Here is a 25645-nt window from a genome sequence, read left to right as displayed (position 1 = left end):
CGATCCATGCGAACATATGGGCTTGTGGCCTGTCGAACCATCCAAGGTTTCGTGATTTAGCAGTTACCCCGGAACCTGACAGCTTGCCGCCCTGAAATCGATCAGATGCAGCCGATTTATTCTACCTTGAGTTTCTATCTCTAGTCAGTTGGGGGCAGTGTAATTCGCCGCAGGGTTTGCCCGGCGACTCTTGAACTCTGCTTCACAATGATTAATTTTACCGAATCTGATTGATGTTGGAAGAACAACCAAAATCTCTGCCGCCGACTACGCGACTTGCCCTATGCTGGCGTGCCTGGATTGTCACCTATAACCACATCAACCTGGCGACGCACCACCTTGTCGGCGCCGTGCTGAAGCTGTTGATCGTCGCCTATTTCCTGTTTTGTGGATTGTTCCTGGGTTTGCGCTACGTGGTGCTGCCGAATGTCGGCCATTACAAGGCCGAGGTTGAGCAAGTGGTGAGCAGGGAAGTCGGCAATCCGATTTCGATTGGCGGCATCGAGGCCTCCTGGCATGGCCTGCAGCCACGCCTGAAGCTGGACAATGTCGTCATTCACAACAAGGATGGGCAGGCGGCGCTGACCTTGCCGCAAGTAGCGGCCTCCCTGTCTTGGCGCTCGCTGCTGGTGGGCAGCGTCAGGCTGGCGTCGCTGGAAATCGACAAGCCCGACCTGGAGATTCAGCGCGATGCCGAGGGCCAACTGTTCATCGCCGGCATCCTGATCAATTCCAAAGAGCAGAATGACCGCTCCGGTTCCGAGTGGTTGCTGGCGCAGCATCGAATCGTCATCCGCGACGGCCGCCTGCATTGGCGCGACGATTTGCGCAAGGCGCCCGAGTTGACGCTGACCAATATCGACCTGGTGCTGCAGAACCGCTGGCGCCGCCATCAATTGTCGCTGCGGGCGACGCCGCCGGCATCGTTTGCCGGGCCGGTGGATGTGCGGGCCAACTTCGTGCACCCGGCTTTCGCTCAGAAGACTTCCGACGTCAGCCGCTGGAAGGGCACCTTGTATGCTGACCTGCACGATGCCGACCTGACTGCGTGGAAGGATTACGTCGACTACCCACTGGAACTGAATCAGGGCAAGGGCGCGGTACGGGCCTGGCTGGACCTGGATCAATCCCGGGTGCGCGATTTCACCGCCGACCTACAGTTGAACGGCCTGTCGATGCGCTTGCGCAACGATTTGCAGCCGTTGGAGCTGGAGAATATCAGCGGCCGCATTTCTGCCCATGAGGAATTGGGGGCGATGCCGGCGGACGGCAAGCCAACCTTCGGCGCCAACGGCCATGCGTTGACGCTTACCGATTTTTCGCTGAAAACCGCCGATGGCCTGAGTTTGCCGCGTACCACGATCAGTGAGTCGTATTTGCCGGCCAAGGGCAAGCAACCGGAAAAATACAGCCTGCAGGCCAAGCAGCTGGATTTGCAGACCATGGCCAGCTTTGCCCAACGCTTGCCGTTGACAGCCGCTCAAATCAAGATGGTCGACGACTTTGCGCCGCGTGGCCAGTTGCGCGATTTTGCCGCTGAATGGCAGGGTGCTTATCCGGCGATCGTTTCCTACAATGCCAAAGGCCAGTTCGACGGCCTTACCATCAATGCCCAGGCGCCGCGCGAAGCCAAGCCGAAGACCGCCACCCAGCCGGCGCAAGCAGCGGTGCCAGGCATTCCCGGCGTCGACAATCTGACCGGCAGCATCAATGCCAACCAGGACGGCGGCGTCTTGAGCCTGATGTCGGAAAAGATGCAACTGGATTTGCCGGGTTATTTCAGTACACCGGTGCTGCCGTTCGACAAGCTCAACCTGCAGGCGCGCTGGCACTTCCAGGACAAGAACGTGCTGCTGCAGATCGATAGCATGAATTTCATCCAGGATGGCCTGGTGGGTTCGCTGTCGGGCAGCCATTTGTTGCCATTGGAAGATCGTCACGGCGTGGCATTGGGCGTGATGGACATGACCGGCAAGATCAGTGAATTCGATCTGAAAAAAATCGGCACTTACCTGCCGATCCATACTCCTGATCATTTGCGCGACTGGCTGGTTGGTGCGCTCAAGGATGGCAAAGCCAAGGATGTGGTGATCCGGGTCAAGGGCGACCTGGCCGATTTCCCGTTCCGTACCGAGCCGGGCAACGCCAAGCCGAAGGGTGAGTTCAGCGTTAACGGCAAGATAGAAAACGGCACCCTGGAATACGAGCCTGGCCATTTCGGCCAGGACGGCAAGCAGCCGCTATGGCCGCTGCTGGAAAAGATCAATGGCACTATTGCGCTGGACGGCAGCCGATTACAGATCAAGGCCGACAGCGCGCAGACCTCCTCGGTCGCCCTGAGCAATGTGACGGCGACCGTGCCCGATCTGTCGTCGCACGACGAGATGCTGCTGATCGACGGCAGCGCGGCCGGCACGTTGCAGAATTTCGTGCAATTCACCAATGATAGTCCGGTGGTGCACTGGATCGACGGCTTTACCACCGAATCGCAGGCCAAGGGCGACGCCAAGCTGCAGTTGAATCTGCAATTGCCGCTGGCGCGACCGTTGGATAGCAAGGTCACCGGCGTACTCCAGTTCCTGAACAACGATGTAGTGCTGCAGAAGGAAATTCCGCCGATTGCCAATGCCAGCGGCAAGCTGGAGTTCAATGAAAAAGGCTTCAACCTGAACGGCATCAAGGGCAGCATGCTGGGCGGTCCGGTGCAGGCCAGCGGCGGCACCCAGGCCGATCACCAGACCGTCATCAAGATCGATGGCACAGCCGGCATCGATGGCTTGCGCAGCAGTTATCCGAGCCCGGCGATGCAAAAGCTGCTGGCGCATGCCAGTGGTAACAGCCGCTACAACGCAACGGTTACCGTACGCGAGCATCATGCCGAATTGCTGATCGACTCCAGTTTGCAGGGAATCGGACTGGATTTCCCGGAACCGCTGCGCAAGAGCGCCAGCGAACCGATGCCGCTCAAGTTTGAATGGGTTGGCGTTGCATCCGACGATGCATCGATTGCGCGCGACGAACTGCGTCTGGCGCTTGGCTCGACGATCGTTGCACGTTATCAGCGGCAGAAAGCAATCAACAAGAGCGTAGCCGAGGGCGGTCCGGCCAATAGTCCGGCAGTCAAGCCGGCCGATTGGAAACTGCTGCGTGGCGGGATCGGTATCAACGCCCCGGTGCCCGAACCGGACAGTGGCGTGGCGATCAATCTCAACGCCAAAGTCCTGAACGTCGATGCCTGGAATAGCTTGGCCGGTTCCCTGAACGAGGGTAGCGCTGCCAAACCTGGCGAGGAGTCGGCACTGGCCGGCATGGCGCAATACGCCGAACCTAGCCTTGTGTCGGCCAGGGCCACCCAGCTGATCTTGCTTGGCAAGACATTGGATAATGTGGTGGTCGGCGCTTCCCATCAGAAGAATCAATGGCAGGTGAATATCGATTCGAAGCAAGCGTCCGGTTACGTGACCTGGAGCGAATCGCCGTCCGGTCACGGCCTTGGCAAGGTGACTGCGCGCCTGTCGTCGCTGATCATTCCGCAAGGCGGCGAATCGGATGTGGGAGAAGTCCTGGAAGGCAAGGGCGGCTCCACCCAGATTCCGGGGCTGGACATCGTCGCCGACGATTTCCAGCTGTTGGGTAAAAAGCTGGGACGGCTCGAGCTGGTTGCGAATAACGTCCGCGCCAACGTTGGGAGCGAATGGCGGATCCATCAATTGTCGATCAAGAATCCGGACGCCGAATTGAAGGCGGCTGGCAAATGGACCACCGTCAATAACGACAACGCCACCAACCTGACCTATGCGTTGGATATCGTCGACGCTGGGAAACTGCTGGATCGCTTCGGGTTTGTGCATGTGCTGCGCGGCGCCAAGGGGCGTATGGATGGCGATGTCAGCTGGAAGGGTTTGCCGTTCACGATGGATATTCCGTCGTTGACCGGCCAGGTGAGCCTGGACATGGCCTCCGGACAGTTCCTGAAAGTCGATCCGGGCGCCGCCAAATTGCTGGGTGTGCTGAGTCTGCAATCGCTGCCGCGTCGGCTGACGCTGGATTTCCGCGATATCTTCTCCGAAGGTTTTGCCTTCGACAGCGTGGTCGGTACCGCCACGATTGCGCAGGGAAAGGCGCATACCGACAACTTCAAGATGCGCGGCGTCAGCGCCACCGTATTGATCGACGGTGTTGCCGACATCGCTCGCGAAACCCAGGACCTGCATGTGGCGGTGCTGCCGGAAATCAATGCCGGCACCGCTTCCGTCGTGGCGCTGGCAATCAATCCGGTGGTCGGCATCGGCACCTTCCTGGCGCAGCTGTTCCTGCGCGATCCGCTGATGAAGGCATTTACCTTTGAATACAATATCAGCGGCGCCTGGACCGATCCGGTGGTGACCAAGCTGGATCACAAGAGCGAAGCGCCGGCCAGCAGTCCGGACTTGTCCTCCGGACGCTGATATGCTGTCGAGGTGTGCAGCATTGTTGATCGCTTCATTTTTCCAGCGCAGGAGTCCGCAAGCATGAGTCAAACCACGTCGCAGCAGGGCAGTTCAACCGGTTTCGGGATCGCCGCCATCCAGATGGTATCGACGCCGGTGATCGATGAAAATTTGAAGACAGCGCGGCGCCTGGTGTCGCAAGCTGCGGGGCAAGGCGCGCAACTGGTCTTGCTGCCGGAATACTGGCCGATCATGGGCATGAAGGAAACCGACAAGCTGGCCGTCGCCGAAACCCTCGATGACGGCAAGATCCAGGCCTTCATGGCGGAGCTGGCCGCGGAACACAAGATCTGGCTGATCGGAGGAACCTTGCCGATGGTGGCCGGCGAGGCCGGTAAAGTGCTCAACACCACCCTGGTCTATGGCCCCGACGGCCAACGCGTCAGCCGTTACGACAAGATCCATTTATTCAGTTTTACCAAAGGCGAAGAATCCTACGACGAGGCGCGCACCATCGCCTATGGCAAGGAAATCGGGAGTTTCGAGGCGCCATTCGGCAAGGTCGGCTTGTCGGTCTGCTACGATCTGCGCTTTCCCGAGCTGTACCGGGCAATGGGCGATTGCGCGCTGATCGTGGTGCCGGCCGCATTTACTTACATTACCGGCAATGCCCATTGGGAAACATTGTTGCGCGCCCGCGCCATCGAAAACCAGTGCTATGTACTGGCGGCAGCGCAGGGCGGCAAGCATCCAAACGGCCGTCGCACCTGGGGCCACAGCATGCTGATCGACCCTTGGGGTGAAATTAAATCGGTGCTGGCCGAGGGCGAAGGGCTTGTCAGCGGTGTGATTGATCCCCATTTCATTAAGGGAGTGCGGGATAGTTTGCCGGCATTGCAGCATCGCAAACTATAGCCAACCATTGGCAATCAAGCATGTTTTGATATTGCCGCGGATAATTGTTTGAGTGTTTCCGATTGGCGCAGCGCAACTCCTGACCCGGCCAGTGCGGCCGCAACTACACGATACCCGGGCGGATGCTCTACAATCCGCATTACTCCATTTGCAAAGCCGAATTACCATGAAGCCATTTGAACCAAACCTGGGCACCTTAGCCATTGCTCGCGATATCCTGTTGACCCCTTTCGGCCTGGACGAATCGAGCCTGCTGAAAGCGCTCGGGACCATGTTCACGCACAAGGTTGATTACGCCGACCTGTATTTCCAGTTTACCAAGAGCGAAGGCTGGAGCCTGGAAGAGGGCATCGTCAAGACCGGCAGCTTCTCGATCGACCAGGGCGTCGGCGTGCGCGCCATCTCCGGCGACAAGACTGCCTTCTCGTATTCCGATGAAATCTCCGAGCGCGCATTGCACGACGCCGCGCTGGCGACGCGCACCATCGCCCGCCAAGGCGCCGGCAAGATCAAGATCGCCGCCGGCATGCAACAGAGCGGTGGTCGCTCCTTATATATGCCGCACGATCCGCTGGTGTCGCTGGATGCGACCGAGAAGGTCAAGCTGCTGGAGCGCGTCGAGCGCATGGCGCGGGCCAAGGATCCACGCGTGGTGCAAGTCATGGCTGGCCTGGCTGCCGAATACGATGTGGTGCTGGTGGCGCGCAGCGACGGCGTCATCGCCGCCGATATCCGGCCGCTGGTACGGCTCTCGGTGACTGTTATCGTCGAACAGAATGGCCGTCGCGAAACCGGCAGCAGCGGTGGCGGCGGACGCTACAGCTACAGCTATTTCAGCGATGCATTGCTGGAACAATATGCCGCCGATGCGGTTGCGTCGGCATTGGTCAACCTGGATGCGCGTCCGGCGCCGGCAGGCCCGATGACTGTGGTGCTCGGACCGGGCTGGCCCGGCATCCTGTTGCACGAAGCGATCGGCCATGGCCTCGAAGGCGACTTCAACCGCAAGGGCTCCAGCACATTCTCCGGCCGTATCGGCGAACGGGTTGCCGCCAAGGGCGTGACCGTGGTCGACGACGGCACCATTGCGGATCGGCGCGGTTCACTGAATATCGATGATGAAGGCAATCCAAGCCAGTGCACTACGCTGATTGAAGACGGCATCCTGAAAGGCTATATCCAGGATACGATGAATGCGCGCCTGATGAAGATGCCGGTGACCGGCAATGCGCGCCGTGAATCGTTCGCCCACCTGCCGATGCCGCGCATGACCAATACCTACATGCTGGCCGGCGACAAGGATCCGGCGGAAATCCTGGCATCGGTCAAGAACGGCTTGTACGCGGTGAATTTCGGCGGTGGCCAGGTCGATATCACCAACGGCAAGTTCGTGTTCTCGGCGAGCGAGGCCTACATGATCGAAAACGGCAAGGTCACTTATCCGGTCAAGGGTGCAACCCTGATCGGCAATGGCCCTGATGTGCTGAACCGGGTTTCGATGATCGGCAACGACATGAAACTCGATCCAGGTGTCGGCGTCTGCGGCAAGGAAGGCCAGAGTGTACCGGTCGGCGTCGGCCAGCCGACTTTGCGCATCGATGGCGTGACTGTTGGAGGTACGGCTTAAGATGACGGTGGCAGCATTGGTTGAAAAACAGCAGATGGAATGGCAGTGGCTGTCATTCCAGGAATTGAACACTTTACAGTTGTACCAGGCAATGCAATTGCGGCAGCGCGTTTTCGTGCTGGAGCAAACTTGCGTATTTCAGGATGCGGATGGCATCGATGTGCACTCCTGGCATGGTCTCGGTTATTTGCCGAACGGCGAGCTGGGCGCTTATGCGCGTATCGTGCCGCCTGGTAAAGCGTTTGAATATCCGTCGATCGGTCGCGTGGTGACCGCACCTGAACTGCGTGGCAAGAGAGCTGGTTACGAACTGATGCAGCAGGCCATGGCGCAAACCGCTGCGCTGTTTCCCGGTAACGCCATCAAGATCGGCGCCCAGGCGCATCTGCAGCGCTTTTACGGGAGCTTCGGTTTCGAACCGGTCGGCGAGTTGTATGACGAAGACGGCATCTCGCACATCCACATGATCGCGCCGCCATTGTCACAGCAGCCGTCACGCTAATTTATTTATTGGCGGCTTTCCAGCGCGCGTAGGCCTCTGGCAAGCACACCGCGCAGGGCCGGTAGCCGGCGCTGCGCGCATCTTCTTCATTCAGAAAAAACACCCGGTTCGCCACATAGCCGCCACGCGCAATAGCTTGCAGCGCCGCGCGGCAATCGAGGCGGCCGTATATCCGTCCGCGGCGATGACCGCCTAGGCTGCCGATCCTTTCGCTGTCATAGCTTATGCCGTCGGGACCGATAAGTTTCCACATCTGCGTCAATCCTGGCTTTCACGTTCCAGCAGGGCGCGCTTGCGTTCCACTCCCCACCGATAACCCGAGAGTGCGCCATCACTGCGCACTACACGGTGGCAGGGAATTGCCACCGCCAGCGAGTTTGCGCCGCAAGCCTGGGCAACCGCGCGCACCGCTTTGGGCGCGCCGATGCGGGCGGCGATTTCCGCATAGCTTGCCGTACTGCCGATAGGAATTTCGCGCAGCGCCTGCCACACGCGCTCCTGGAACGCAGTGCCGCGCACATCCAGCGGCAGGTCCAGACCCAGCGCCGGCGCTTCGATGAAGCCGACCACTTGCGCCACCAGTTGCTCGAAATGGCGGTCGCCGCCGATCAGGCTGGCGCGCGGGAATTTATCCTGCAGGTCATGCGCCAGTTTGTCTGGATCGTCGCCCAGCAGGATTGCGCACACGCCGCGTTCGCTTTGCGCCACCAGGATCGCACCCAGCGAACATTCGCCAATCGCAAAGCGGATCTCGGTGTTGGCGCCGCCGGCGCGGTAATCGCTCGGCGTCATCCCCAGTACCTTGCCTGAAGCTTCATAGAAGCGGCTGTTGGAGTTGAAGCCGGCGTCGTAGATGGCTTCGGTCACCGAATGATTGCGGTCGAGGCCGGCGCGGATTTTTTTGGCGCGATGGGCGTCGGCGTAGCCTTTCGGCGTCAGTCCGGCGACGGCCTTGAATACGCGATGGAAATGGTACAGGCTGAGGCCGGCTTCGGCCGCCAGCATTTCCAGGCTGGGCAACTCCTCAGCGCTTTCGATGTGACGGCAGGCCTTGGCGACGAGCGCGGCATGCTGGGCGGCGATCGAGGTCTGGTCGGCCGCACGTTTGCTGGCGCGGTAGCCGGCGGCCTCCGCTGCTGCCGGGGTATCGAAGAATTCAACATTTTCCGGACGCGGCAGGCGCGTCGGGCTGCTTGGCCGGCAGTACACGCCGGTGGTTTTGACCGCATACACGAACAAGGTGTCCGCAGCTGGATCGCGCGCCTGCACCATGGCCCAGCGCGGATCGCTTTGCGCCGCTTGCTTGTCGGTTTGCTGGTGTTGCGTCAGCGTTCGCATATCTGCTTCCAATGGTTGGTCTTGGCATCCACCTTACTGCGGCTTGCTGCGGTTGACACTCCGGCTCTTGCTTTCAAATTCCGATCATTTTCGATCATACCCGCTTTGCCATTGCACTTACTGCACTTGCTCTTTCGGCATGCGCCACAAATACCAGGCTGCCACAGTGCGGTAGGGGCTCCAGGCCAGGCCGATTTGTTCCATCTGCCTCCTGGTCGGCGCCTGCTCCAATTGCTTCAGGCGGCGATAGCCTTCGCGCACGCCAAAGTCGTCGGCAGGCAGGATGTCGGAACGCTCCAGCGTATAAATCAGCAGCATTTCCACGGTCCAGCGGCCGACGCCGCGTAGCGTCACCAATCGCTCGATGAGATCCGCGTCGTGCATTTTTAGTGCAGTGGCGCGCAGCGGAATGACGCCGTCCAGCGCGGCTTGCGCAATGCCGTGGATGGTGGCGATCTTGGTGGCGGAGAAGCCGCAGGCGCGCAAGGTGGCGACTTCGGTATCCAGCAATTGCTGAGGGCTGGGGAAGTCGGCATCGGCATAGAGCGCCAGCATGCGGCCCAGGATGGCGTCGCCGGCGCGTGCGTGCAACTGCTGGTAGGCGATCGCGCGCACTAACGCCTGATATGGTTCGCGCTCCGGTTTGGCGGCGTGGCGGCAAGGGCCGATGTTGGCGATATGGCGCGCCCAGTCATTGTCCAGTGCGGACAGGAAAGCTTCGGCACGGCGATAGGATTTTGCGGAAATATCCGCGGCGATCTTGCTTGATGTAGGCATTTAACCTGCCTTGCGAAATGTGAAATTGATGCGTTGCCGGCCCAGCAGCGGATGCTGGCCTTCCTTCAGTGGCAGCACGCCGTGGTAGCGCAGCCGGTCGACGCCGCCCCACACCACCACATCGCCATGGAACAGCGGTACGCGCTCTGCCTTGTCGCTGCGCGCATGGCCGCCGAACTGGAACAGTGCGGGGATGCCGAGCGAGACAGAAACGATGGGCGCGTTGTAGTCCTGCTCATCCTTGTCCTGATGCAGCGACAGTTTGGTGCCGGGTTCATAGCGATTCACCAGGCAGGCATCGGGCATGAATGCGTCAAAGCCGGCTTGTGCCGCTGCCGCTTGCGCCAGGCGCAGGAACACCGCCGGCATGGCTGGCCACGGGCGGCCGCTGTCGGGATCGGTTGCGGTATAGCGATAGCCGTGGCGGTCGCTGGTCCAGCCGAGCCGGCCGCAATTGGTAAGCGCCACCGACATGCGCAAGCCGCCGGGTGTCACCAGATGCCGGAACGGTGCGGCTTGCTGGATGGCTGCCAGCGCCGGCAGCAGTTCAGGCACATACGGAATGGCGAAGCCGCGCAATACGAATGCATCTTGCGCCAGCTGCTGCTGACGATTGTCGCTTGGCTCCAGCGTATCGAACAAATCCAGGTTCATGCAGTACTCTTCATTGGGCATCGTGGAAAATCACGCCTAGCGTGTGCCGCGCCCCGGATCGGATGCGGCTGACGCCATGCCGTAAATTTACCCTATAAGTGCCGCGCTGGCCTTGTACCGGACGATGATGGACCGCGAACACCAGCGCGTCGCCTTGCGTCAACGGCAGCACTTCGGGACGCGATTGCATGCGTGGCCGCTGCTCGGTCATCACGAATTCGCCACCGCTGAAATCGCGGCCTGGTTCAGACAGCAGGATCGCCACCTGCAGCGGGAAAACGTGTTCGCCGTACAGGTCCTGGTGCAGGCAGTTGTAGTCGCCGACGCCGTACTGCAGCAGCAATGGCGTCGGTCGCAATTGGCCGGCGGCGTGGCAGCGGGCGATGAAGTCGGCGTGCTGTGGCGGGAAGCGGGTATCGATATTCATCATGTCGTGCCAGCGGTTGGCGAGCGGCGCCAGGCGCGGATAGAACGCGCTGCGCAAGTCGCCGATCAGATCTGGCAGCGGGTAGCTGAAGTATTTGTATTCGCCGCGACCGAAGCCGTGGCGTTCCATCACGACGCGGCTGCGGAAGATGTCGTTGCGCGGATACATGGCCGTCAGCGTGTCGCATTCATCCGGAGTGAGCAGCCTGGGCAGTATTGCACTGCCGTAGCTGTCCAGGTTTTCTTGCACATCAGGCCAGACGATATTCCGCAAACGGTCCTCGATTGTTGCGGCAAGCTGCATAGGCGTTCGCGCGTTCATGCCTGCGCCTCGCGTTGCAGTAGTGTCCGCTTGCGTTCTACGCCCCAGCGATAGCCGGACAGCGTGCCGTCGAGTTTGATCACGCGGTGGCAGGGAATGGCCAGCGCGACGATGTTGGCGGCGCAAGCACCGGCTACTGCGCGCACGGCGTCGGGTTGGCCCAGGCGCTTGGCGATGTCGGTGTAGCTGGCGGTGCTGCCTGCGGGGATGGTGAGCAGGGCTTGCCATACTTGCTGTTGGAATGCGGTGCCGCCGAGGTCTAGCTTTTGATCGATGCCTTGTTGGGGTGAGTCGATCAGGGTGTTGACTTGTTCGAGTAATGCGCCAAGGGTGTTGGTGTTGTCGGCGAGTTTGGCTTGCGGGAAGTGTTGCTTCAGTTCTGCTTCCATGGTTTTCTGATCATCGCCGAACAGGATGGCGCAGATGCCGTGGGTGGTTTGGGCTACCAGGAAATTTCCTAGTGGGTTGTTGCCGATGGCGTATTCGATCGTGTCCGTTATTGTTGCATCGGATTGGCGCAGATGGAGTTTTGTGGTGCTTGTGTTGTGCGAGGTGTTCATGAGTTCTCCGGAGAGGGGATGTTGACGGCTTCCAGTTTAGGTATCGTGCTGAGGTGCCGCACTCCGGGTCTTGCGGTCAAATTCAGTTACAGCGTCACGCAGTAAAAAGAGGGGCGGCAGTAGCTAAATGAGTGCAGTGGCTAAATGAGCGTAGTAGTTAAATGGAGCGGTAGTTAAATGGGACAGTAGTTAAATGGGGTCGGAGTTTTTTTTCGGCGGGGTTTTGCCGAAAATTACTCTGACCCCTTTTAACGGGCTACGGAGTGAGTTTAGTGGCGCACCTGCAATGAGCGGATGTCGTTACTTAACACGGTTACTACTCCGTGGAAGCTAGCCGGGGGTAGCCCGGCAGCTACTCACTTTCTTTGCTTCGCCCCTAGCCGGGCGCCCGAAAGTAAGCAAAGAAAGGCGATCGCACAGCCGTTGCCCGCCGTTGGCGGGTTCCCAAATGAGCCGCGCGCCAGTCGGATGGGACACAAACTCGCTGCGCTCAAACATGTGTCCCATAATTCCCGACTGTCGCCCGTCCCATTTGGCAACGTCAGCATGCGAAAAGTCAAAAGCAGCGGCAACGTCAAAGGCCAGTTCAAAACCAACAACAACGTCAAAACCAACCCCGCGCAGTTAAATGGGGTCGGAGTTTTTTTTCGCGGTCTTTTGCGAAAATTACTCTGACCCCTTTTAACGGACTACGGAGTGTGTGCGGTGGCGCATCAGTCTTGTTCGTCTGACGTTACTTAAAACGGTTGCTACTCCGTGGGTGCTTGCCGGGGGTAGCCCGGCAGCTAGTCACTTTTCTTGCTTCGCCAAGAAAAGTAACCAAAAGAAGGCGATCGCACAGCCGTTGCCCGCCGTTGGCGGGTTCCCAAATGAGACGCGCGCCAGTCGGATGGGACACAAACTCGCTGCGCTCAAACATGTGTCCCATAATTCCCGACTGTCACCCGTCTCATTTGGCAACGTCAGCATGCGAAAAGTCAAAAGCAGCGGCAACGTCAAAAGCCAGTTCAAAAGCAACATCAAAACCAACATCAAAACCAACAACAAAACCAACAACAAAACCAACATCAAAACCAACAACAACGTCAAAACCAACCCCGCGCAGTTAAATGGGGTCGGAGTTTTTTTTCGCGGCTTTTCGCGAAAATTACTCTGACCCCATTTAACGGACCACGGAGCACACACAGGAACTAGAGTGTTTTTGAATGTTTTGTGCAAAATTTGTACTAAATTCTATGAATTTGTGATTTCAAGTCAAATATGTATTGTGGGCAGAGCGGTTTTTCTTTGGCGCCGGGGCGGTCAAACTGCGTGGCGTTTAATTGAATAGGAAAACATCATGCCACTCGCACTTTGGGCGCTGACGCTCAGCGCTTTTGCTATCGGGACGACGGAGTTCGTCATTGTCGGGCTGATCCCGACTATTGCTTCCAGCCTGGGAGTTTCGGTTCCTTCGGCTGGGTTGTTGGTTAGTCTTTATGCGCTGGGGGTTGCGGTTGCCGCGCCGGTGCTGACGGCGTTGACCGCGCGAGTGCCGCGCAAGGCCTTGCTGCTGGGCCTGATGGCGCTGTTCACGGTCGGTAACCTGGTGGCCTGGATGGCGCCGGGGTACGAAGCCTTGATGGCGGCGCGCGTGCTGACCGGATTGGCGCACGGCGTGTTCTTCTCGATCGGCTCCACCATTGCTACCAGCCTGGTGCCGAAAGAAAAAGCGGCTAGCGCGATTGCCATCATGTTTACCGGGCTCACCGTAGCGCTGGTGACCGGCGTGCCGCTGGGGACCTGGATCGGCCAGATGTGGGGCTGGCAGTCGACTTTCCTGGCGGTGTCGCTGCTGGGCGTAGTTGCCTTTATCGGCAGCTGGATGCTGGTGCCGCATGACATCGCAGGCAGCAAGCCTGCTTCGCTGCTGACGCAAGCTGCGGTGTTGAAGAAGCCGCGCCTGCTGCTGGTCTATGCGATCACGGCGCTCGGCTATGGCGGTTCATTTATCGCGTTCACTTATCTGGCGCCGATCCTGCAGGAAATCACCGGCTTCTCGGCCTCTACTGTCAGCCTGGTGATGCTGGTGTACGGCGTCTCGGTCGCCTTCGGCAATATCTGGGGTGGCAAGCTGGCCGACAAGAAGGGCCCGATTCGCGCCCTGCAGATCGTGTTTGCGTTGTTGGCGTTAGTATTGTTTGTGTTGACCTTTACGGCTTCGAATCCGTGGCTGGCTGTGTTGACTGTACTGGCTTGGGGCGCGTTCGCTTTCGGCAATGTGCCGGGATTGCAGGTGTACGTGGTGCAACAGGCGGAACGGCATGCGCCGCAAGCAGTAGATGTGGCGTCCGGCTTGAATATCGCCGCTTTCAACGTCGGCATTGCGCTTGGCGCCTGGGGCGGCGGTTTGATCGTCAGCCATCTGGGGTTGATGGCGACACCGTGGATCGGCGCCATCGTGGTGCTGGCGGCACTGGGTTTGACATCGCTTGCAGGACGTTTGGACCAGCGCGATGGCATCTCGCCGCTGGCGCGTCCTCAACATGCGGTGGCCGGACATTGAATTTGCAAACGGGCAATGTTGATTTGTTGCATATGAATAATGTGGTAATACTGGCCTTGCCAAACCGCCGGAATTGCTGCACTATTGGCCTTGGTTTTAATCATACTTAGCTTAAATACATGTCCTTCGCACGCGCTTACTTCTTTTTTTACTTTAGCTATTCCAGCCCCACGGCGGTGAAAAGCGGTAAGCGTTCGTAAGTAGAAACCAAACCGAAATTTTCTAAAAAACCGCCAGCGATGGCGGTTTTTTTATACCCAGTCACTTTTGAGCCAGGAGAAAAACATGCTACGCACCGACGATCTGCGCATACGAGAAATGAAAGAATTAGTCCCACCATCACATTTGATCCGCGAATTCGGCTGCTCCGAGAAAGTGGCTGATACCGCCGCCAATTCCCGGATTGCGCTGCATCGCATTCTGCACGGCCAGGATGACCGCTTGATGGTTGTCATCGGACCTTGCTCGATCCACGACACCAAGGCCGCGATGGAATACGCGCGTCGCCTGGTCGGTGAACGCGATCGTTTCAAGGGTGAACTGGAAATCGTGATGCGTGTCTATTTCGAAAAGCCGCGCACCACGGTCGGCTGGAAGGGCCTGATCAACGATCCGTACATGGATAACAGCTTCCGCATCAACGACGGCCTGCGCATGGCGCGCGAACTGCTGCTCAACATCAACGAGCTGGGCCTGCCGGCCGGCACCGAATTCCTCGATGTGATCAGCCCGCAATACATTGCCGACCTGATCAGCTGGGGTGCAATCGGCGCCCGCACCACTGAATCACAGGTGCATCGCGAGTTGGCATCCGGCCTGTCGTGCCCGGTCGGTTTCAAGAACGGCACTGACGGCAACATCAAGATTGCAGTTGACGCGATCAAGGCCGCTTCGCAGCCGCATCATTTCCTGTCGGTGACCAAGGGCGGCCACTCGGCGATCGTCTCGACCAACGGCAATGAAGATTGCCATATCATCCTGCGCGGCGGCAAGGCGCCGAACTATGATGCGGCCAGCGTTGATGCGGCTTGCAAGGATATCGCCAGCAGTGGCCTGGCTTCGCGCCTGATGATCGATGCATCGCACGCCAACAGCTCGAAGAAGCCGGAAAACCAGATTCCTGTTTGCGCCGACATCGGCCGCCAGATTGCCGCCGGCGACGACCGCATCGTTGGCGTCATGGTGGAATCGCATTTGATCGGCGGACGCCAGGATCTGGTGCCTGGCAAGGAGTTGACTTACGGCCAGTCGGTAACTGACGGTTGCATCAATTGGGAAGAAAGCGTGGCAGTGTTGGAAGGATTGGCCGAGTCGGTCAAACAGCGCCGCTTGCTGAACAGCAGCCCGGCCTGAGTCGGTCCCTGCAGGCCGGAGGATCAACCTCCCGGCCATTGGCCATTGATCAAGCGCTCAGAAGCGCTTGGTCAACACCATCATCTCGCCTTCGCGGCGCATCTCGGTACGGTTCAGGAACGACATGCCTAGCAGTGCAAACGGCAGTCCGCCTTCCTGAACCAGTGCATCGACCTGATTCATTTCGATATCACCCAGCTTGACCGTATTGAGTTTGACCCGATACGCCGGTGCAGCGCCGTTGGCGGTGCTGACCATGGTCATCTGGCCCTTTTTATAATCGACGCCAAGCCGGGTCGCTTCCGACGCCGGCAGCGCGATCATGGTGGCGCCGGTATCGACCAGCATGGTGACCATGCTGCCGTTGATCTGGGCCTGCGCCACAAAGTGGCCTTGCGGATTGACTTTCAAGGTGACGCTGGATGTGGCTCCCGGCGCACTGCGACTGACGTAGTCGCCGATGCCGATCACTTGCCGCTTGCCTTTGACCTCCAGCGTAGCGCTCGAGCCGTTGGCTTCCACCAGCTTGACGTCATCCGTCACTTTGCTGCCGACCGAGAATGTCTTCGGTGCGGAACCGTCAATCACCAGCACTGCTTTGCCCGGAAACAGGCCGACCACGCCGATATCGGAAGCTTGGGCTGCAAGCGCAGCAAACAACAACAGGCTAGGGGTTAATGCAAGCAGGCGCATGGTTATCCGACTTTCGTGGCAGGAGTTGAAGAGGGCGCTGCTGGTTTGATGGGCCGCCGGCAACAGTGGCTGAATGATAACCCTACAGGTTGCCGTGGCACAATTTAATTGCGGGATTTAATCGCGGAAGTTATTGAATTCCAGTGGCAGGTCAGCGACTTCCTTGCGCAGCATCGCCATCGCAGCCTGCAGGTCGTCACGCTTGGCGCCTGTAATGCGCACGGCGTCGCCCTGGATGCTGGCCTGGACCTTCATCTTGCTGTCCTTGACGATACGCACGATCTTCTTGGCGGCTTCGGATTCGATGCCGTTCTTGATCTTGATGACTTGCTTGACCTTGTCGCCGCCGATTTTCTCGATCTTGCCGATGTCGAGGAAACGCACGTCGACGTTGCGCTTGACCAGCTTGGAGGTCAGCACATCGCGCACCTGGCCGAGCTGGAATTCGGAGTCGGCGTAGGCGGTCAGATCGCGTTCCTTCAGTTCGATGCGGGCGTCGCTGCCCTTGAAGTCAAAGCGTGTCGTGATTTCCTTGTTGGCCTGGTCGTTGGCATTCTTGACTTCAACCAGATTGGCTTCCGATACGGTGTCGAATGATGGCATGTTGCTATTCCTTTACTTTGTTCAATCAAATCCAGGCAGCAGCCCAATGTGGCGCTGCCCTCGGTTAATGCGCATTCTATCGGACAAAAAACCCGAGGTGTCGGTCGCCGCGGTCTATTTTCATGCAATCCGGATAATTTCCGGGTCCAGCAGCAGCCGCCATAAACGGTCGCCGCAGGCAGTTACGTCTATAATTCCGGTGCTATGACTTCCAACACCTCCAATCTGCCGCTCCAATACGACTTTTCGCTGCGTTCGCATAATACTTTCGGTATCGATGCCCGCGCCCATGCCTATCTGCCCGTGGCTTCGCTCGCGACACTGCAGGCGCTCCGGTCCGATGCCGATGCTGTTCGCATGCCGCGCCTGGTGTTGGGCGGCGGCAGCAACCTGGTGCTGACTCAGGATTTCGCCGGGTTGGTGTTGCACATGTGTAATCGCGGTCGGGAAATAGTCGGCTCGGATGAGCAAGCTGTCTATGTGCGCGCTGCCGCCGGTGAAAACTGGCACGATTTCGTGCAATGGACCCTGGCGCAAGGATTCGGCGGACTGGAAAACCTGTCCTTGATCCCCGGCAGCGTCGGCGCCGCGCCGATCCAGAATATCGGCGCCTACGGCTGCGAGCTGCAGGATCGTTTCCATAGCCTGACCGCGCTCGACATGGGTAGCGGCGAGATATTGCAGTTGGACCGCGAGGCTTGTGCATTTGCCTATCGCGATAGCATCTTCAAGCAAAGCCTGCGCGATCGGGCGGTAGTGCTGGATGTGACGTTTGCCTTGCCCAAGGATTGGCAGCCGAATCTGCGCTACGCCGATGTCGCACAAGAACTGGCGGCGCGCGGCCTGGACAATCCGACTGCCCGCGACATCAGCGATGCCGTGATCGCGATCCGTACCCGCAAGCTGCCCGATCCGCTATTGCTGGGCAACGCCGGCAGCTTCTTCAAGAATCCGATTATTCCTGTCGCCCAGCGCGACGCATTACTGGCGCAGCATCCGCAACTGGTGAGTTATCTACAGGCCGATGGTAGCTACAAGCTGGCAGCCGGCTGGCTGATCGACCAATGCGGATGGAAAGGAAAGAACCTGGGGAATGCCGGGGTCTATGAAAAACAGGCGCTGGTGCTGGTCAATCGCGGCGGCGCCAGTGGGCAGGATGTGGTGCACCTGGCACAGGCTGTACAGAGTGATGTAATGACAAGGTTTGGCGTGGCGCTGGAGCCGGAACCGATATTTATTTGAAGACGAAGGATTTTGTTGTAGGGAAGACGCATGTCACAACCGGGTCACATGGGCCGGCTATGCTTCGATCTGTCTCATCCTACACTCCCTAAGGTAAAGGATTTTGCCCCCGGCGCGTCTGCTCCGGGGGCTTTTTTTTATGCGGATTCGGTGGAATCGGCTTATTTGAATTCCAACTATAGGAACAAGAATTTATTCGTTTGTTTAATCTCATCTCATCATTAAGCTCGGATCAGAGCAATGCCGGTGGTTGCGCCGTGCAGGCATATTGTTGACAACCGCTGATCAAGGAAGATGATATGAGTACCGTTATCGATGGCAGGCCGTCTCGCGACGCTCGGCGCGAATTGCATATCGACCATCACGCGAGCTTAGTACCTCTATCCACAAAATCCACAAAACGCAGCGCATTGAATCCATGCCCGGACAGGGCCGAGATCAGGAACAAACGTGCCGACGCCATGGCCGCGCTGGCTTCATAACCTGATCTGCGCCATGAATCCCATTCACTCCATTGAGCCGATCATCCGGCTCGATCAGATCAGAAAATCGTTCGTCACTTCCTCCGGTTCCTTGCATGCGATCGACGGTGTGTCGTTGCATATTCGCAGTGGCGAAGTATTCGGCATCATCGGCAAGAGCGGAGCCGGGAAGTCGAGCTTGCTACGCATTATCAATCTGCTGGAGCGGCCTGATGCCGGGCAGGTGTTCGTTGCCGGTCAAGAGCTGACTGGATTATCGAAAGTGGCGCTACGCTCTGCGCGTCAGCATATCGGCATGATTTTTCAGCAATTTAACTTGTTGCAGAACCTGACGGTTGCAGACAATGTGGCCCTGCCGTTACGGCTCCACCATGCAGCACGCAAGGAAATCCAGGCGCGCGTGCTTGAGTGCCTGGAGGTTGTCGGCTTGAGCGAGAAGGCAGGTAGTTATCCTGCGCAATTGAGCGGCGGCCAGAAGCAGCGCGTCGCCATTGCCCGCGCACTCGCCAACCGGCCGGCGGTGTTGCTGTGCGATGAGCCGACTTCTGCGCTCGATCCGGAAACTACGCGTTCTGTGCTGGATGTGCTGAAAGAGATCAATCTTCGCTACGGCGTGACGATTGTTATCGTCACGCATGAAATGGCCGTCGTACGCTCAATTTGCCGCCAGGTAGCCGTGATGGATGCGGGCAAGATTATTGAGCAGTTCTCGGTAGATACCGCGCCGGGAGACCTGCAAACACCGTTGGCCCGCGAGGTTGCCTATGCTTGATAACGTTATCAGCCTGTTGCCGGAAATTCGTACGGCTGTCGGCGAAACCTTCCTGATGCTGGGGATCGCCGTTACGGCTGCACTAGCGCTTGGCGGTCCGCTCGGCATCCTGTTGTTCCTCAGCGGCAAAGGCCAGTCGCTGGCGCATCCGCTGCTGTTCTCCGTACTCGACTGGTTGGTGAGCACAGTACGTTCCTTCCCGTTCATTATTCTTTTGGTCGCGCTGGTGCCGATTACGCGCTTCCTGGCGGGCACATCGATCGGTCCGCTGGCGGCCGCGGTGCCGCTGTCATTTGCCGCCATTCCCTATTTTGCGCGGCTGGTCGAACAATGCTTGCGGGAGGTGCCGCGCGGCGTGATCGAAGCGGCGCATGCGATGGGCGCGTCGGAATTGCAGATCATTTTCCGTGTATTGCTGGTCGAGGCGCGTTCCGGCCTGGTGCAGGCTTTGACCGTGCTGGCGATCAGTTTCCTCTCCTATTCAGCGATGGCTGGCGTAGTCGGTGGCGGTGGCATTGGTGACCTGACCATACGCTATGGCTACTACCGCTTCCAGACCGACGTCATGATCGCCACCGTCGCGTTGCTTGTGGTGTTGGTGCAAATCATACAAATCACCGGCAATAAAATTTCCCGCCTCATAGACAAACGTTAAGGATAAATCATGGCATCAAATAAATTTTTGACTTCCGGCGTGCGCCGGCTTGTGCTGCTGGCAAGCGTTGCCAGCCTGGTGGCCAGCCAGGCCTGGGCGATTGACGCGGAGAAGAAGGAACTGGTATTCGGCGCCACCGCCGGCCCATACAGCGACCAGATCAAGCTGGGAATCAAGCCGATCCTGGAAAAGAAGGGGTACAAGGTCAAGATCGTCGAATTCAACGATTACATCCAACCCAATTTCGCCCTGGCGCAAGGCGCGCTGGATGCCAATGCATTCCAGCACATTATCTATCTGACCAAATTTGCCAAAGAGAATAATCTGAAGCTGAGCGAATTGGTCAAGGTGCCGACTGCACCGATTGCGATCTACAGCAACAAACACAAATCATTGAGCGAAGCCAAGGAAGGCTCGACGGTGGCGTTACCGAACGATCCGACCAACCAGGCGCGCGCCTTCCTGCTGGCGGAAAAATTCGGTTGGATCAAGTTCAAGCCTGGCTACGATCCGATCCGCGCATCGGAGAAGGATATCGAGGTCAATCTGCGCAAGATCAAGTTCATTCCGCTGGAAGCTGCACAGTTGCCGCGTTCACTGGATGACACCGACTACTCCTTCATCAATGGCAATTTTGCGCTGGCGTCCGGCCTGAAACTGACGCAAGCGCTGGCGTTGGAGGACACCACTGCGCAATATCAAAACCTGGTAGCGGTGCGTACCGAGGACAAGGACAAGCAGTATGTAAAAGATATCGCGGCCGCCTACCAGTCAAAGGAATTCAAGGATGTAACGGATAAATACTTCAAGGGATTTGTTAAGCCGAGTTACCAGCAATAACTATAGAAATAGCAACGCGGCGCGAGAGCAGGACACGATCCTCATATTTGATTATCGAATTAGCTTATTTGTTTTTCGACATAAAAATTCGTAGTCAGTCGCAGGCTCAGCGGCCAGAATGGCTGGACTTGCGACGCTTCACTCTGCTTTCGCCGCCTCACCGATATCGAAGTTTTTCAATGAGCATTGTCACGTATGAGCATTCGGAATTCGTTTGAACAACAGGCTTTGATAGATAGCTCCAACCTCGGGCTTGATGCAGTGGTCGCCGGCTTGCGCGTCTCGCGCGAAGTCACCAACAAGATCCGCCATCGGGGCGATATCCGCGAACTGCCTTCGCGCGATGCATTGGCCGAAGTGCTGCAGGGACTATCGGCGGCGCTCTTTCCTACCCACTATGGCCGCACCGACCTGAACGATGAAACCATCGATTATTTTGTCGGCAACACGCTCAGTTTTACCCTGCATATCCTGGCCGAGCAAGTACGCAGAGGCTTGCTGTTCGTGCTTGAGGAAAATACGCCGGAGGCCGATGTCAGCCGCCAGGCCGCCGAAATTACCCGGCGTTTCGCGGCCAGCCTGCCGGATATCCGCGATGTTCTGGCAAGCGATATCCTGGCCGCTTTCAGCGGCGATCCTGCAGCCACCAGCATTTCAGAAATACTGCTTTGCTACCCTGGCACCACTGCCATCATTTACCACCGTCTGGCGCATGCCTTGCACCGTCTTGGATCGCCGCTGCTGGCGCGTCTAATCGCCGATATCGCCCATTCCGTCACTGGTATCGATATTCACCCGGCGGCACAAATCGGCGGCAGCTTTTTCATCGATCACGGTACCGGGGTGGTGATTGGCGAAACCACCATCATTGGCGAGCGGGTACGTCTGTACCAGGCTGTAACGCTCGGCGCCAAACGCTTTCCGACCGATGAAGACGGCAGCCTGATCAAAGGCAATGAGCGCCATCCAATCGTCGAAGACGATGTGGTCATCTATGCCGGCGCTACCGTGCTCGGCCGCGTCACCATCGGCAAAGGCTCGACCATAGGCGGCAACGTCTGGTTGACCCGCAGCGTCGCGGCTGGCAGCAATGTCTCGCAAGCGCAAATGCGCAACGACTGATTTTTCCCTCAACTTTCGATCACAGGAAATGTAAATGGCCAGCAAACCAGAAGTGAACACCGCCCTTGGCGACGTAGCAGCACGTCAGCTTGCGATCGCGACGCGCACCGTACCGCAGATGTCGTCCATCACGCCGCGCTGGCTGACCCATTTGCTGCAATGGGTGCCGGTGGAGTCGGGTATCTATCGCCTGAACAAGGTGAAAGACGCCTCCAGCGTCGAGGTCGATTGCTCCGCTCGCGATGAGCGCGAATTGCCACAGACTTTCGTCGATTACATCGAGAATCCGCGGGAGTACATGCTGAGCGCGGTCAATACCGTGCTGGATGTGCACACCCGGGTATCCGACCTGTACAGCAAGCCGTACAACCAGATCGCCGAGCAGTTGCGCCTGATTATAGAAACCATCAAGGAGCGCCAGGAAAGCGAGCTGATCAACAACAAGGAATACGGGTTGTTGCACAGTATCGTCGCTTCGCAGCGCATCAAGACGCGTACTGGCGCACCGACGCCAGACGATCTGGACGAGCTGTTGATCAAGGTATGGAAAGAGCCCGGTTTCTTCCTCGCCCATCCGGTGACGATCGCTGCTTTCGGCCGTGAATGTACCCGCCGCGGCGTGCCACCGCCAACGATTTCCCTGTTCGGTTCGCAGTTCATCACCTGGCGCGGCGTACCGCTGATCCCTAGCGACAAGATCCTGATTGAGAAGGGTAAATCGAAAATTATCCTGATACGCACCGGCGAAAGTCGTCAGGGTGTCGTCGGCCTGTATCAACCGGATCTGCCGGGTGAACAAAGCCCTGGCCTGTCGGTGCGCTTCATGGGCATCAACCACAAGGCGATCGCCTCCTACCTGGTGTCGCTGTACTGTTCGCTGGCAGTGTTGACCGATGATGCTATCGCTGTCCTCGAGGATGTCGAAGTGGGCAAGTACCATGAGTACAAGTGATTTCTCTGGAAACGGATTACCCGATATCGCCGCCTTGGCGCAGTTGGCAAACCAGTTTTTTACGGCATTGCCATCAGCTAGCCAAGCGTCCGGCAGCGGTTTACCGGCCGGCTTGTCGCACCTGAATACGGCGCCGCCGGGCGTTCCTGGCAATGCCTCTGCTTTTGGCGGTGGCTTGGGGTTTTCTCCTGCCGGAACCTCGAATGCAGCGTCCGGGGTGCCGACTTCACTGGCCGGCGACCTGCCGTTGACCGGCGCTTCGCCGGCGGCGTTTGGCTTGCCAGGGGAAGCTGAGTTGAAGGCTTTGCTGGCGGCGCCAACCAGTAACCAATCGCAGCCGTTGGCAACACCGGCCAGCCGCACCAGCGGCTCCTCGTATTATTTTCTGGATTTTGCCAAGCCGTATCCTGCTGGCCTCAAGGTTCCCGGCCTGGAAACCGACAGCTTGCGTACCGCCAGCGTGCCAACGCCGAGTGCGCCATTTGACATCAACCTGGTGCGTCGTGATTTTCCGATCCTGCAGGAGCGCGTCAACGGCAAGCAGCTGGTCTGGCTCGACAATGCGGCGACCACGCACAAGCCGCAATCAGTAATCGACCGGCTGGCGTATTTTTACGCGCATGAGAATTCCAATATCCACCGTGCTGCCCACGAGCTGGCGGCGCGTGCAACCGATGCGTACGAAGGCGCCCGCGAGAAGGTCAGAGGTTTCCTCAATGCGCGTTCGCCGAATGAGTGCATATTCGTTCGTGGCACCACGGAGGGCATCAACCTGGTGGCGCAAAGCTGGGGCAGGGCGAATATCGGTCGCGACGATGAGATCATTGTTAGTCATCTTGAGCATCATGCCAATATCGTTCCATGGCAAATGCTCTGTGCCGAGAAGGGCGCCCGCCTGCGCGTCATTCCGGTCGACGACGACGGCCAGCTGCAACTGGACGAATACGCCAAGCTGTTGGGGCCAAAAACCAAACTGGTGGCATTCACGCAAATCTCGAATGCCCTCGGCACCATCACGCCAGCCAAGCAAATCATCGACATGGCGCATAGTGCAGGCGCCAAGGTGTTGCTGGATGGCGCGCAGTCTGTATCGCACTTGCGCGCCGACGTGCAGGCACTGGATTGCGACTGGTTTGTGTTTTCAGGGCACAAGGTATTTGCGCCGACCGGGATCGGCGTGTTGTACGGCAAGGAAGCGCTGCTCAACGATAGTCCGCCATGGCAGGGCGGCGGCAACATGATCCAGGACGTGACGTTTGAGCACACCCAATATCACGATGCGCCAGGGCGTTTTGAAGCCGGTACCGGGAATATCGCCGATGCGGTCGGGCTTGGCGCTGCAATCGATTATGTCAACAAGATCGGCATCGAGAATATCGGCGCTTACGAACATCAATTGCTGCTGTACGCCACCGGCAGGCTCAAGGAAATTCCCGGTCTGCGACTGATCGGCACAGCGCAGGACAAGGCGGCGGTGCTATCGTTTGTGCTCGACGGCTACAAGACTGAAGAGGTCGGCGCCGCGCTCAACAAGGAGGGAATTGCAGTTCGCTCCGGCCACCATTGCGCGCAACCGATACTGCGGCGTTTTGGACTGGAAAGCACAGTGCGCCCTTCACTGGCTTTCTACAATAACTGCGCAGATGTCGATGCCTTGATCAATGTACTGGCTCGTTTGAAAAGTGGGCGCGGTAGTTTCTGATCTCTGAACAATATCCGAAATCGTAGATCCTGAACCGGCAGGGGAATTATTCCCCTGCCGGTTTTTTCTTTCGCTGCAGAGCAAGCCAAGGCCTCAGTCTCACTCCTGTTTAAAGCGAATCTGTCGCCGCCGCATGGAAGACTTATTTCAACGGCTTCCAGATCGCTACGTCGGTTGCATTCACCTTTTTTGGCAACAAACCACCGGCGAAAAAGGCATCGGCGATGCGCTGCTGTTCGCCTAGCGCGTCAATCGCCACTGCACGCACCTCATAGCTGCGGCGACTGTTGGCCAGTTCTATGGTGGCGGCGTCCAGTCCCCACAGTGGCGCCAGGAATGACGCAGCTTCCTTGGGATGTTGTTGTACCCAGCGGCCGGTTTTCTGCAGTTCCTGGAACACGGTGGCGATCACCGCGGGATTGGCATCCGCAAACTGCGTTGATGCCAGGTAATAGCGTTGGTAGTCCGCGATGTTACGTCCGTCGGCGAGGATGCGCACCGCAGATTGGCGCTGGGCGCCGGCGAGGAATGGGTCCCAGGTGACCCAGGCGTCGACGCTGCCGCGTTCAAATGCAGCGCGGCCGTCTGCCGGCGACAGATAGGCAGGGGATATATCCGAGAACTTCAATCCGGCTTTTTCCAGCGCGGCGATCAGCAGGTAATGAACGCCGGCAGCCTTGGTGACCGCAATCTTCTTGCCTTTCAATTCGGCCACGGTTTTGAGAGGCGAATCGGCACGCACGATAATCGCCTGCGCCAAAGGCGACGGCGCTTCCTGCGCGATATAGGTCAGCCTGGCGCCAGCCGCTTGTGCAAATACCGGAACCGTATCGGCTACGTCGGCACTGAGATCGACGGCGCCGACATTGAGTGCTTCCAGCAATGGCAAGCCGCTGGAAAATTCATGCCAGCTGACTGTGATGTTGTTCGGGGCGAACAGCTTTTCCAAGGTGCCGTTGGCCCTGATGATGGTAAGCAGCGTCGATGATTTTTGATAGCCTATGCGCACATTCTTGCTCGCGGCTTGCGCGAATACCGAGGGCACGGTTCCTGCGCCAATGGCGCATGCAGACAGCATCTTGATCAGGCGGCGCCGTTGCAGATTGTGCGGGGTGTTTTTTTTCATGAGATTC

At 58.3% G+C, this 25645-nt stretch carries 23 protein-coding genes; 14 read left to right on the top strand and 9 right to left on the bottom strand.

The genetic code is table 11. The features are described 5' to 3' along the window. Positions 1 to 233 precede the first annotated feature (233 nt). From ACIPF8_RS07430 to ACIPF8_RS07415, 4 genes are all read left to right on the top strand, one after another. The gene (locus ACIPF8_RS07430; protein WP_400418986.1) at positions 234 to 4448 is read left to right on the top strand and encodes a YhdP family protein; all 4215 of its coding nucleotides are present in this window, start codon (positions 234 to 236) and stop codon (positions 4446 to 4448) included. A 63-nt stretch (positions 4449 to 4511) separates the two neighbouring features. After that, the gene (locus ACIPF8_RS07425; RefSeq protein WP_400418983.1) at positions 4512 to 5345 is read left to right on the top strand and encodes a carbon-nitrogen hydrolase family protein; all 834 of its coding nucleotides are present in this window, start codon (positions 4512 to 4514) and stop codon (positions 5343 to 5345) included. A 166-nt stretch (positions 5346 to 5511) separates the two neighbouring features. After that, entirely contained in the window at positions 5512 to 6972 is a 1461-nt protein-coding gene (gene tldD / locus ACIPF8_RS07420; RefSeq protein ID WP_400418980.1) for a metalloprotease TldD, read from the top strand. Then, positions 6956 to 7474: a GNAT family N-acetyltransferase gene (locus ACIPF8_RS07415; protein ID WP_400418977.1), complete on the top strand. Its 519-nt coding sequence runs from the start codon at positions 6956 to 6958 to the stop codon at positions 7472 to 7474. The genes tldD and ACIPF8_RS07415 overlap by 17 nt, the downstream gene beginning before the upstream one ends. A gap of 1 nt (position 7475) precedes the next feature. On the opposite strand, the gene ACIPF8_RS07410 is transcribed toward ACIPF8_RS07415, so the two are convergent. The 6 genes from ACIPF8_RS07410 to ACIPF8_RS07385 form a co-directional block, all read right to left on the bottom strand. After that, the gene (locus ACIPF8_RS07410; protein ID WP_400418975.1) at positions 7476 to 7727 is read right to left on the bottom strand and encodes an Ada metal-binding domain-containing protein; all 252 of its coding nucleotides are present in this window, start codon (positions 7725 to 7727) and stop codon (positions 7476 to 7478) included. Between the two features lie 5 nt (positions 7728 to 7732). Beyond that, a complete protein-coding gene (gene ada, locus ACIPF8_RS07405; protein ID WP_400418972.1) occupies positions 7733 to 8812 on the bottom strand; it encodes a bifunctional DNA-binding transcriptional regulator/O6-methylguanine-DNA methyltransferase Ada in 1080 nt (359 codons plus the stop codon). Positions 8813 to 8929: 117 nt separating this feature from the next. Further along, on the bottom strand, positions 8930 to 9589 hold the full coding sequence (locus ACIPF8_RS07400; protein ID WP_400418970.1) for a DNA-3-methyladenine glycosylase family protein: 660 nt from the start codon (positions 9587 to 9589) through the stop codon (positions 8930 to 8932). Further along, the gene (gene alkB, locus ACIPF8_RS07395; protein WP_400418967.1) at positions 9590 to 10243 is read right to left on the bottom strand and encodes a DNA oxidative demethylase AlkB; all 654 of its coding nucleotides are present in this window, start codon (positions 10241 to 10243) and stop codon (positions 9590 to 9592) included. A gap of 10 nt (positions 10244 to 10253) precedes the next feature. Next, positions 10254 to 10991 (bottom strand): 2OG-Fe(II) oxygenase, encoded by a 738-nt coding sequence (locus ACIPF8_RS07390; protein ID WP_400418964.1) that lies wholly within the window; start codon positions 10989 to 10991, stop codon positions 10254 to 10256. Next, a complete protein-coding gene (locus ACIPF8_RS07385) occupies positions 10988 to 11551 on the bottom strand; it encodes a methylated-DNA--[protein]-cysteine S-methyltransferase (protein ID WP_400418961.1) in 564 nt (187 codons plus the stop codon). The genes ACIPF8_RS07390 and ACIPF8_RS07385 overlap by 4 nt, the downstream gene beginning before the upstream one ends. A 700-nt stretch (positions 11552 to 12251) precedes the next feature. On the opposite strand from ACIPF8_RS07385, the gene ACIPF8_RS07380 reads away from it, so the two are divergent. The 3 genes from ACIPF8_RS07380 to aroG all read left to right on the top strand — a co-directional run bounded on the left by ACIPF8_RS07380 (position 12252) and on the right by aroG (position 15449). Further along, positions 12252 to 12707 (top strand): hypothetical protein, encoded by a 456-nt coding sequence (locus tag ACIPF8_RS07380; protein ID WP_400418958.1) that lies wholly within the window; start codon positions 12252 to 12254, stop codon positions 12705 to 12707. A 183-nt stretch (positions 12708 to 12890) separates the two neighbouring features. Next, complete coding sequence (locus tag ACIPF8_RS07375; RefSeq protein WP_400418956.1) at positions 12891 to 14096, top strand: MFS transporter; 1206 nt, start codon at positions 12891 to 12893, stop codon at positions 14094 to 14096. A 285-nt stretch (positions 14097 to 14381) separates the two neighbouring features. After that, on the top strand, positions 14382 to 15449 hold the full coding sequence (gene aroG, locus ACIPF8_RS07370; protein WP_061532622.1) for a 3-deoxy-7-phosphoheptulonate synthase AroG: 1068 nt from the start codon (positions 14382 to 14384) through the stop codon (positions 15447 to 15449). 57 nt (positions 15450 to 15506) lie between these two features. Here aroG and ACIPF8_RS07365 read toward each other — a convergent pair whose 3' ends face one another. After that, a complete protein-coding gene (locus ACIPF8_RS07365; protein WP_400418952.1) occupies positions 15507 to 16142 on the bottom strand; it encodes a TIGR02281 family clan AA aspartic protease in 636 nt (211 codons plus the stop codon). A gap of 117 nt (positions 16143 to 16259) precedes the next feature. Further along, positions 16260 to 16745 (bottom strand): YajQ family cyclic di-GMP-binding protein, encoded by a 486-nt coding sequence (locus ACIPF8_RS07360; RefSeq protein WP_061532624.1) that lies wholly within the window; start codon positions 16743 to 16745, stop codon positions 16260 to 16262. Between the two features lie 204 nt (positions 16746 to 16949). Between ACIPF8_RS07360 and murB the strand changes: the two genes are divergently transcribed. The 7 genes from murB (at position 16950) to ACIPF8_RS07325 (ending at position 24512) form a co-directional block, all read left to right on the top strand. Beyond that, a complete protein-coding gene (gene murB / locus ACIPF8_RS07355; RefSeq protein WP_400418949.1) occupies positions 16950 to 17987 on the top strand; it encodes a UDP-N-acetylmuramate dehydrogenase in 1038 nt (345 codons plus the stop codon). Positions 17988 to 18482: 495 nt separating this feature from the next. Continuing rightward, positions 18483 to 19241, top strand: coding sequence for a methionine ABC transporter ATP-binding protein (locus ACIPF8_RS07350; RefSeq protein WP_400418947.1), 759 nt, complete (start codon positions 18483 to 18485; stop codon positions 19239 to 19241). Further along, positions 19234 to 19896 (top strand): methionine ABC transporter permease, encoded by a 663-nt coding sequence (locus ACIPF8_RS07345; protein ID WP_400418944.1) that lies wholly within the window; start codon positions 19234 to 19236, stop codon positions 19894 to 19896. Before ACIPF8_RS07350 ends, ACIPF8_RS07345 begins: the two co-directional genes overlap by 8 nt. A gap of 9 nt (positions 19897 to 19905) precedes the next feature. Beyond that, positions 19906 to 20736, top strand: coding sequence for a MetQ/NlpA family ABC transporter substrate-binding protein (locus ACIPF8_RS07340; RefSeq protein ID WP_400418942.1), 831 nt, complete (start codon positions 19906 to 19908; stop codon positions 20734 to 20736). A gap of 195 nt (positions 20737 to 20931) precedes the next feature. After that, a complete protein-coding gene (gene epsC, locus ACIPF8_RS07335) occupies positions 20932 to 21858 on the top strand; it encodes a serine O-acetyltransferase EpsC (protein ID WP_400418939.1) in 927 nt (308 codons plus the stop codon). A 34-nt stretch (positions 21859 to 21892) separates the two neighbouring features. Further along, positions 21893 to 22810, top strand: a complete 918-nt coding sequence (locus ACIPF8_RS07330; RefSeq protein ID WP_400418936.1) for a family 2A encapsulin nanocompartment shell protein — start codon at positions 21893 to 21895, stop codon at positions 22808 to 22810. Next, positions 22797 to 24512 (top strand): family 2A encapsulin nanocompartment cargo protein cysteine desulfurase, encoded by a 1716-nt coding sequence (locus ACIPF8_RS07325; RefSeq protein ID WP_400418933.1) that lies wholly within the window; start codon positions 22797 to 22799, stop codon positions 24510 to 24512. Before ACIPF8_RS07330 ends, ACIPF8_RS07325 begins: the two co-directional genes overlap by 14 nt. A gap of 142 nt (positions 24513 to 24654) precedes the next feature. Here ACIPF8_RS07325 and ACIPF8_RS07320 read toward each other — a convergent pair whose 3' ends face one another. After that, a complete protein-coding gene (locus ACIPF8_RS07320) occupies positions 24655 to 25638 on the bottom strand; it encodes an aliphatic sulfonate ABC transporter substrate-binding protein (protein ID WP_400418930.1) in 984 nt (327 codons plus the stop codon). Positions 25639 to 25645 lie beyond the last annotated feature (7 nt).

Origin of the sequence: Collimonas sp. NPDC087041, assembly GCF_044745265.1 — a bacterium.
Taxonomy (GTDB): domain Bacteria; phylum Pseudomonadota; class Gammaproteobacteria; order Burkholderiales; family Burkholderiaceae_D; genus Collimonas.
This window is presented reverse-complemented; position numbering and strand designations above follow the sequence as displayed.

Excerpts from the sequence above, each read along its gene's own strand:
- ACIPF8_RS07360 (WP_061532624.1), bottom strand. The coding sequence starts at position 16,745 with ATGCCATCATTCGACACCGTATCGGAAGCCAATCTGGTTGAAGTCAAG.
- murB (WP_400418949.1), top strand. The coding sequence starts at position 16,950 with ATGACTTCCAACACCTCCAATCTGCCGCTCCAATACGACTTTTCGCTG.
- ACIPF8_RS07345 (WP_400418944.1), top strand. The coding sequence starts at position 19,234 with ATGCTTGATAACGTTATCAGCCTGTTGCCGGAAATTCGTACGGCTGTC.
- ACIPF8_RS07320 (WP_400418930.1), bottom strand. The coding sequence starts at position 25,638 with ATGAAAAAAAACACCCCGCACAATCTGCAACGGCGCCGCCTGATCAAG.
- ACIPF8_RS07325 (WP_400418933.1), top strand. The coding sequence starts at position 22,797 with ATGAGTACAAGTGATTTCTCTGGAAACGGATTACCCGATATCGCCGCC.
- ACIPF8_RS07330 (WP_400418936.1), top strand. The coding sequence starts at position 21,893 with ATGGCCAGCAAACCAGAAGTGAACACCGCCCTTGGCGACGTAGCAGCA.
- ACIPF8_RS07425 (WP_400418983.1), top strand. The coding sequence starts at position 4,512 with ATGAGTCAAACCACGTCGCAGCAGGGCAGTTCAACCGGTTTCGGGATC.
- ACIPF8_RS07350 (WP_400418947.1), top strand. The coding sequence starts at position 18,483 with ATGAATCCCATTCACTCCATTGAGCCGATCATCCGGCTCGATCAGATC.
- ACIPF8_RS07430 (WP_400418986.1), top strand. The coding sequence starts at position 234 with ATGTTGGAAGAACAACCAAAATCTCTGCCGCCGACTACGCGACTTGCC.
- ACIPF8_RS07375 (WP_400418956.1), top strand. The coding sequence starts at position 12,891 with ATGCCACTCGCACTTTGGGCGCTGACGCTCAGCGCTTTTGCTATCGGG.
- ada (WP_400418972.1), bottom strand. The coding sequence starts at position 8,812 with ATGCGAACGCTGACGCAACACCAGCAAACCGACAAGCAAGCGGCGCAA.
- aroG (WP_061532622.1), top strand. The coding sequence starts at position 14,382 with ATGCTACGCACCGACGATCTGCGCATACGAGAAATGAAAGAATTAGTC.
- ACIPF8_RS07365 (WP_400418952.1), bottom strand. The coding sequence starts at position 16,142 with ATGCGCCTGCTTGCATTAACCCCTAGCCTGTTGTTGTTTGCTGCGCTT.
- ACIPF8_RS07410 (WP_400418975.1), bottom strand. The coding sequence starts at position 7,727 with ATGTGGAAACTTATCGGTCCCGACGGCATAAGCTATGACAGCGAAAGG.
- ACIPF8_RS07400 (WP_400418970.1), bottom strand. The coding sequence starts at position 9,589 with ATGCCTACATCAAGCAAGATCGCCGCGGATATTTCCGCAAAATCCTAT.
- epsC (WP_400418939.1), top strand. The coding sequence starts at position 20,932 with ATGAGCATTCGGAATTCGTTTGAACAACAGGCTTTGATAGATAGCTCC.
- ACIPF8_RS07385 (WP_400418961.1), bottom strand. The coding sequence starts at position 11,551 with ATGAACACCTCGCACAACACAAGCACCACAAAACTCCATCTGCGCCAA.
- alkB (WP_400418967.1), bottom strand. The coding sequence starts at position 10,243 with ATGAACCTGGATTTGTTCGATACGCTGGAGCCAAGCGACAATCGTCAG.
- ACIPF8_RS07340 (WP_400418942.1), top strand. The coding sequence starts at position 19,906 with ATGGCATCAAATAAATTTTTGACTTCCGGCGTGCGCCGGCTTGTGCTG.
- ACIPF8_RS07390 (WP_400418964.1), bottom strand. The coding sequence starts at position 10,991 with ATGAACGCGCGAACGCCTATGCAGCTTGCCGCAACAATCGAGGACCGT.
- tldD (WP_400418980.1), top strand. The coding sequence starts at position 5,512 with ATGAAGCCATTTGAACCAAACCTGGGCACCTTAGCCATTGCTCGCGAT.